Genomic DNA, 6,410 nt, shown 5'->3' with positions numbered 1-6,410 from the left:
CGCATCGCCACGGTCAGCGCGACGCGCTCGGGCATGGTCATGTCCTGGAAATAAACCGCCATGGCAAAGGCGGCGGCCTGGGCATGGGAGACTGTGCCCTGGGCGAAGCCGGCGATGAACTGGGCGATGTCTTCGGCAGCCAGGGCCTCGCCGTTGCGCTTCTTGAGGATGACTTCTTGGGGGAGGAAGACCATTGGGCCTGTCTTTGGTTGAAAGGCCCCCTCACCCGGCCCGATGGGCCGACCTCTCCCCCGAAGGGAGAGGTGAAGAGGGCACGGTGCACACCTCTCCCTTTGGGGGAGAGGCCGGCGCGCAGCGCCGGGTGAGGGGGCCTTCGCTTACGCCCCGTAGGGGATCCAGACGTTCTTGACCTGCGTGGCCTTGCCCAGGAAGTAATCGCCCTCGAAGCGCCGGTCGGCCAGATCGTAATAGAGCCCCCGACTGGTCCAGGTCTGCTTGAGATTGGTGATCGAGGCCTTTTCGACCATGGTCGAGGCCTCGGCAGAGCCGGCGAACCAGAGGCCATCGACACCATCGTGCTCGGCCAGCGTCTTGGCCAGGGACACGCTGTCGCCGGTGACGATGTTGATGACGCCGGAGGGCACGTCAGAGGTTTCCATGACCTGATAGAGATCGGTCATCGACAGCGGCGACTGGCTGGAGGGGACCAGCACCACGGTGTTGCCCATGGCCAAAGCCGGGGCGATCAGGGCGATGGAGCCGAGCAGCGGCCGCGATGGCGGCGCGACGATGCCCATGACGCCAAGGGGTTCGATCATGGCGGCGGCGACGGCGCGCAATGGCGGATTGTGCACCGCCCCATCATATTTGTCGGCCCAGCCGGCAAAGGCGAAGAGGCGCTCAACGGCGAGCGCAACCTCCCCTGCCCCGTCCTCGCCGGTCTGGGCCAGAATCCGGGCGGCGAATTCGTCGCGACGATAGTCGAGGTTTTCGGCGAGGAAGTAGAGGATCTGGGCGCGCGTATGGGCGGCGGTGGTCGACCAGCCGAGTGCGGCGCGGGCGGCTTCCACAGCGTTGCGGATATCCTTGCGGTTGCCGTCGCCGACTTCGCCAATCAGCTGGCCGGCGGGATCATGCACGGGGCGGGAATAGCCGCTGTCGGGGCGGGCCTGCTTGCCGCCGATATACATCTTGGCGGTCTGGTCGAGGTGTCCGGAATCGAGCGGATTGTCAGCCTTGGCGGGCGCAGCCTTGGCGACAGGAGCCGCTTTCAGCGTCTTCTCCCAGGCGGGCTTGAGATAGGCGCCCATGCCCTCGCGGCCGCCTTCGCGGCCGAAACCGCTTTCCTTGTAACCACCGAAGCCCACGGCCGCGTCGAAATTGTTGGTGCCGTTGATCCAGACCACGCCGGCCTTGAGCTTGGGCGCGATGTCGAGTGCGAGATTGATGTTCTCGCTCCAGACCGTCGCCGCCAGGCCGTATTTGGTGTTGTTGGCCAGGGCCACGGCTTCTTCCGGCGTGCGGAAGCTCATGGCGACCAGCACCGGCCCGAAAATCTCCTCGGCCACCAGCGTATTGGCGGGCGAGACATTGGTGACGAGCGCGGGCTTGAGAAAACAACCCTTGGCGGGGACCATGCCGTCCGGCTCATAGATCACCGCGCCTTCAGCGGCACCACGCTTCAGCAGATCGCGCACTCGCTCGACCTGAATCGGAGCGACCATGGCGCCGATGTCGATGGATTTATCCAGCGGGTCACCAACGCGCAGGCTCGCCATGCGCGTCTTGAGCTTGGCGATGAAACGCTCTTCGATACTCTCCTGCACCAAAAGGCGCGAGCCGGCGCAGCAGACCTGGCCCTGGTTGAACCAGATGGCATCGACCAGGCCCTCGATGGCGCTGTCGATATCGGCGTCTTCGAAGACGACATAGGGGCTCTTGCCGCCCAGTTCGAGCGACAGGCCCTTGCCGGTGCCGGCGGTCGCGGCGCGGATGATCTTGCCGACCTCGGTGGAACCGGTGAAGGCGATCTTGTCGATATCGGGGTGGTTGACGATGGCGGCGCCGGTATCGCCCTCGCCGGTGACGATATTGACCACGCCCTTGGGCAGGCCGACGCGCTCGCAGATTTCGGCAAACAGCAAAGCCGTGAGCGAGGTGAATTCGGCGGGTTTCAGGATGACCGTGTTGCCGGCAGCCAGCGCCGGGGCGATCTTCCAGGCCAGCATCAGCAGCGGAAAGTTCCACGGAATGATCTGGCCGCAGACGCCATAGGGCACGGCATCGGGGAATTCACGGGAGAGGTGCTGGGCCCAGCCGGCGTGGTGGTAGAAATGGCGGGCGACGAGCGGGATATCGACGTCGCGGCTTTCGCGGATCGGCTTGCCATTGTCCATGGTTTCGAGCACGGAAAACAGGCGGCTGTGCTTCTGGATGGCGCGGGCGATGGCATAGAGATATTTGCCGCGCTCGTAGCCGGAGAGCGCACTCCAGCTCTTGAAGGCGGCGCGGGCGGCCTTGACCGCGGCGTCCACATCCTCGGCCGTGCCGTCGGTGATGTCAGCCAGGCTGTCGCCATTGGCCGGGTTGTCGGACGAGAAGGTCTTGCCCGGCTTGGTCCATTCGCCACCGATGAAATGGCCGAACTTGCGGCCATGGCTATCGAGCCAGGCGATGGCCTGCTCGGGGCCTTCGGGCGCCGGGCCGTAGTCGAGGGTCTGGAAGATTTGCGCGATCTTGTTCATGTCGTTCTCCTGCGCCGCGAAGCGCTGCCATTCGGCCCCAGGCCTCATGGCCTTCTCTCCTCAAATCGCTCCACCGGAGCGATTTGCCCTACGGGCCGGCTCGAAGCCCCTCATCCGCCCTTCGGGCACCTTCTCCCACAGGGGGAGAAGGGGACGGAGCCGAGAGTCTTCAGTCGGTTCCCCTCTCCCCTTGTGGGAGAAGGTGGCGCGCAGCGCCGGATGAGGGGGCTCGGAGCCCGCCTCGGAAACTCAAACCATCGGCTGGCGATAATCCGCCGAGTAATGCCCGGTCAGCCCATGCTCCAGCTGCCGTTCGATATCGGTCAGCAATGAACTCGCCCCGAACCGGAACAGATGCGGCTGCAGCCACTTTACGCCCAGTTCTTCCTTCATCAGCGCCATGTAGTTGAGCGCGTCCTTGGTGTGGGCGATGCCGCCGGCGGGCTTGTAGCCGATCTCGATGCCGGTCTCTTCGGCGAACCAGCGGATCATGCGGATCATGGTCAACGAGGTGACGAGGTTGGCATTGACCTTTTCCTTGCCGGTCGAGGTCTTGATGAAGTCGGCGCCGGCCATCATGCAGACGAGGGACGCCTTGGCGATGTTGGACTGCGTCGCCAGTTCACCGGTGCCCAGGATGGTCTTGATATGGGCGTCGCCGCAGGCTTTGCGGAAGGCCTTGATCTGGTCGTAGAGCGCCTGCCACTCGCCGCGCAGCACCATGCCGCGCTCGATGACAATGTCGATTTCCTTGGCCCCGTCGGCAACCGACAGCTCGATTTCCCTGAGCTTGGTCTCGATGGGAGCCAGGCCATGCGGGAAGGCGGTGGAAACGGCGGCGACGGGAATGCCGGTGCCTTCGAGCGCGTTGACCGCGGTCTTGACGAAGCTGTGGTAGACGCAGACGGCGCCGGGCAGGATGCGCAAGCCGCCGACATCGAGCTTGTCCAGGATATCCTGGCGCAGCGGGTGGCGCGCCTTGGCGCAGAGGCGCTCGACGCGACCTTCGGTATCATCGGAATTGAGTGTGGTCAGGTCGATCAGCGTGATGGCCTTGAGCAGCCAGGCGAGCTGATAGTCCTTCTTGACGGTGCGGCGGGCGCCGATGGAGCCGGCGCGGCGTTCCAGCGCCGAGCGGTTCATGCGGACGCGTTCAACCCAGTCGAGATCGAGCGGGAAGCCGGGATTGCGCCTGTGGGGCGTGTGGGTCTCTTTGTTGTCTACGACACGTAGGTTCATAGCTCCTCCACCAGCGCGGGAATGAGCCTTTTCAGCTTCTCCGCGCCCTGCACGGCCATGGTTTTGGTGTGCTCATGGCTGATGTTCTCGGTCGAGAGGCCCGCGCCCATATTGGTGATGGACGAGCAGGCCCAGACCTTCATCCCGAGGAAACGCCCGAGGATGACTTCTGGTGCCGTCGACATGCCAACGGCATTGGCACCCAGACGGATGGCCATCTGGATTTCGGCAATGGTCTCGAAGCTGGGCCCCGAATACCAGAGATAGATGCCCTCCCCGAGCTTGATGTCCATGCGCTCGGCCAGGCCCATGGCCTTGGCGCGCAGGTCGGGAGCATAGCAGTTGACCATGTTGACAAAACGACGGTCGGTGGGCTCGCCGATCAGCGGGTTCATGCCGGCATAGTTGATGTGATCGGAAATCAGCATCAGGTCGCCGGGGCGGAAGCGCTCGTCGAGCGAGCCAGCCGAATTGGTCAGCAGCAGCGTCGAAGCGCCCAGTTCGGCCATGGCTTCCAGCGCCGGGCGCATGGCGGCGGCATTGCCGTGTTCGTAATAGTGTTCGCGGCCGGTGAGGATGGCGATGCGCTTGCCGCCCATGGTTCCGATCAGCAGGTCCCGGCCATGGCCGGAGACGCCGCCGCCCGGAAAGCCCTTCAGCTCGGAATAGGGAATGGTGACCTTGTCGGCCAGCAGGTCCCCGATGGCCGAGAGCCCCGAGCCGAGCACGAGGGCGGCGGCGATGGGTTCCTTGCCGGCGATCTTCTGGATGGTCTTGGCGGCTTTGGTCATGATTTCGTATCCTGGAAAAGAGACCCCTCATCCGCCCTTCGGGCACCTTCTCCCTCAAGGGGAGAAGGGAAGCTCGGCGGTTGACCAAGCACGGCGCCAACCCTCTCCCCTTGAGGGAGAGGGTGGATCGCGTATAGCGCGAGACGGGTGAGGGGTTGGTCGGGAGCCACGATCATTTCGGCAGATATTCCGGGCCGAAGGAATGCGGCAGCAATTGTTCGAGCGTCATCACCAGCGGTTCGCCATCGACGCCGTGGGAGATGACCTGCACGCTGAGATCGGCGAATTCGCGGATGCGTTGCCTGCACCCGCCACAAGGGGTGACCGGGGCAGAGCCCGGGCCGGTGACATAGATGCGCGTGATGCGCTTGCCGCCACCGGCAATCATCGCAGCGATAGCCGAGGCCTCGGCGCAATTGCCCACCGGATAGGCGGCGTTCTCGACATTGCAGCCCGAATAGATCTTGCCGTCGTCGGCCAGGATCGCGGCGCCCACATGGAAGCGGGAATACGGGGCGTAGGCCCTGGCACGAATGGCTTCGGCGGCCTTGAACAAGGCCTGGTCGGTCGGTGTCTTGGTCATACGATCCTTGCGCCAGCGTCGCCGCTAGCGCTCCTTGGTATAGGGCACGCCGCCGGCCTTGGGGCCTACGGCCTTGCCGATGAAGCCGGCGAGCAGAACCACGGTCAATACATAGGGCAGTGCCTGGATGGCCTGGACCGGGATCTGCACGCCGAGGATATCGGTATTCTGCAGCCGGATTTGCAGCGCATCGAGAAAGCCGAACAGCAGGCAGGTCAGCATGGCCGGCACCGGCTTCCACTTGGCGAAGATCAGCGCGGCAAGTGCGATGAAGCCCTTGCCGGCCGTCATGTTGTTGCCGAAACCGGACCCCTGGGCGATGGAGAAGAAGGCGCCAGCCAGGCCGCAGAGGAGGCCGGTGATCAGCACGGCCTGATAGCGCAGCCGGGTGACCGAGATACCCGCCGTATCGACGGCCTTGGGGTTTTCGCCCACGGCGCGCAGGCGCAGACCGAAGCGGGTGCGATAGAGCACGAACCAGGTGACCGGCACGGCGAGGAACGCCACATAGACGAGCAGGTTATGCCCGGAAATGAGGTCGGCGTAGATGGGGCCGAGGACCGGAATGCCCGACAATTCATTGGCAAAGGGCAGCGTCAGGTTCTGGAAGCGGCCACCGGGGGCCAGTTGGGGAGTGCGGCCACCCTGGGCAAACCACTGGATGCCCAGAAAGGTGGTGAGCCCCGCGGCCAGCATGTTGATGGCGACGCCGGCGATGAGCTGGTTGCCCTTGAGGGTAATGGCCGCGGCGCCCTGCACCGCGGCCGTGGTGATGGACACCGCGACGCCGGCCAATAGACCAAGCCAGACATTGCCGGTCACCGCGGCCACGGCTGCGGCGCCGAAAGCGGCGGCCAGCATCTTGCCCTCAAGGCCGATGTCGAAGACGCCAGCCCGCTCGGAATAGAGACCGGCCAGGCAGGCCAGCAACAAGGGCGTCGAAAGCCGAAGCGTGGCGTCGAGCGTCGAGAGAATGAGCGCGAGATCCATGGCTCAGCTCTCCGACTTGACGGTGTTGCGCGCGTCCGCCTCGGCCTTCTGGGCCGGAGAAAACAGCATGAAGGCGCGCTGCAATCCGGGACGGAACATGCC

At 64.7% G+C, this 6,410-nt stretch carries 5 protein-coding genes and 1 pseudogene; all 6 read right to left on the bottom strand.

The genetic code is table 11. The features are described 5' to 3' along the window. Positions 1 to 194: pseudogene (locus tag V6M52_RS09195) on the bottom strand (thymidine phosphorylase); the annotation flags it as partial. Positions 195 to 338: 144 nt separating this feature from the next. Further along, on the bottom strand, positions 339 to 2,705 hold the full coding sequence (locus V6M52_RS09190; RefSeq protein WP_332700800.1) for an aldehyde dehydrogenase family protein: 2,367 nt from the start codon (positions 2,703 to 2,705) through the stop codon (positions 339 to 341). A gap of 249 nt (positions 2,706 to 2,954) precedes the next feature. Next, positions 2,955 to 3,944 (bottom strand): deoxyribose-phosphate aldolase, encoded by a 990-nt coding sequence (deoC, locus tag V6M52_RS09185; RefSeq protein ID WP_332700799.1) that lies wholly within the window; start codon positions 3,942 to 3,944, stop codon positions 2,955 to 2,957. Next, on the bottom strand, positions 3,941 to 4,735 hold the full coding sequence (locus V6M52_RS09180; protein WP_332700798.1) for a purine-nucleoside phosphorylase: 795 nt from the start codon (positions 4,733 to 4,735) through the stop codon (positions 3,941 to 3,943). The genes deoC and V6M52_RS09180 overlap by 4 nt, the downstream gene beginning before the upstream one ends. Before the next feature lie 172 nt (positions 4,736 to 4,907). Next, positions 4,908 to 5,318 carry a cytidine deaminase gene (locus V6M52_RS09175; protein ID WP_332688522.1) on the bottom strand — a complete coding sequence of 137 codons (411 nt, stop codon included), beginning with the start codon at positions 5,316 to 5,318 and terminating at the stop codon, positions 4,908 to 4,910. Positions 5,319 to 5,342: 24 nt separating this feature from the next. Further along, positions 5,343 to 6,308 (bottom strand): ABC transporter permease, encoded by a 966-nt coding sequence (locus V6M52_RS09170; RefSeq protein WP_332688524.1) that lies wholly within the window; start codon positions 6,306 to 6,308, stop codon positions 5,343 to 5,345. Between the last annotated feature and the right edge of the window lie 102 nt (positions 6,309 to 6,410).

The sequence above is a fragment of the Devosia sp. genome (genome assembly GCF_036676215.1).
Classification (GTDB): Bacteria; Pseudomonadota; Alphaproteobacteria; order Rhizobiales; family Devosiaceae; genus Devosia.
The sequence above is the reverse complement of the archived record's forward strand: the minus strand, read 5'-3'. Positions and strand labels throughout refer to the sequence as shown.